Here is a 742-nt window from a genome sequence, read left to right on the forward strand (position 1 = left end):
ATGTAGGTCGGGTCCTTGATCCGCGGGGCCGGTGGGGGCTTGGCGCCGCCTCGTCGGGCGGTGCGCCCGGACCGTAGCGCGAGCAGCTCGCGGGCCAGCGTGGACACCGGGGTGGCATAGATCCACTGGTAGATCGCCTCGTGAGACACCCGACAAGCCTCGTCATCGGGGTGCTCGGTCGGCAACCGGCCCGCGATCGAGGCCGGTGACCAGCCACCACGCAACAGAGCATGCACGATCCCGCGCAACCGCGGGTGACGGTCCACCGCGAACTGCTTCGGCCGCTCCCGCGCCGCCAGGGCCCGTTCCTGCGCTGCCGCGGCCCGGTACTCGTAGCGTCCGCCGTGACGACGGACCTCACGAGAGATCACCGACCGATCACGACCCACCACCGAGGCGATCTGCTTGTAGGACAAGCCCTCCGCGAGACCCCTCGAGATCTCCTCCCGATCCGACAACATCAACATCTCACGCACGGAACATCCTGTCCCGCCGAACAACCAAGATCAAGTGCTACGACCGGCTGAACTCGCCGCCACCTGCTTCGACAACGCCGTCGCCGAGCCGTTCTTCGCCAGCTACAAGAAAGAACTCATCCACACCCGGCCATGGAACGACGTCACCGAGGTCCGACAGCAGACATTCGTGTGGATCGAGAGCTACTACAACCGTCGCAGACGGCACTCCACCCTCGGATACTTGACACCCACCGAATACGAGCTAGGATTCAGGAAAATAACCG

Annotated in this window: 2 protein-coding genes; one reads left to right on the forward strand and one right to left on the reverse strand. The window is 65.0% G+C overall.

Annotated elements, in window-relative coordinates:
* On the reverse strand, positions 1 to 467 hold a 467-nt coding region (locus tag Ae505Ps2_RS28400; protein ID WP_249265417.1), incomplete at its 3' end, for a helix-turn-helix domain-containing protein.
* A 43-nt stretch (positions 468 to 510) separates the two neighbouring features.
* Between Ae505Ps2_RS28400 and Ae505Ps2_RS32835 the strand changes: the two genes are divergently transcribed.
* Positions 511 to 742 (forward strand): integrase core domain-containing protein (locus tag Ae505Ps2_RS32835; protein ID WP_212567720.1); only part of this gene is annotated, 232 nt, incomplete at its 3' end.

The organism is Pseudonocardia sp. Ae505_Ps2, assembly GCF_001932425.1.
Lineage (GTDB): Bacteria > Actinomycetota > Actinomycetes > Mycobacteriales > Pseudonocardiaceae > Pseudonocardia.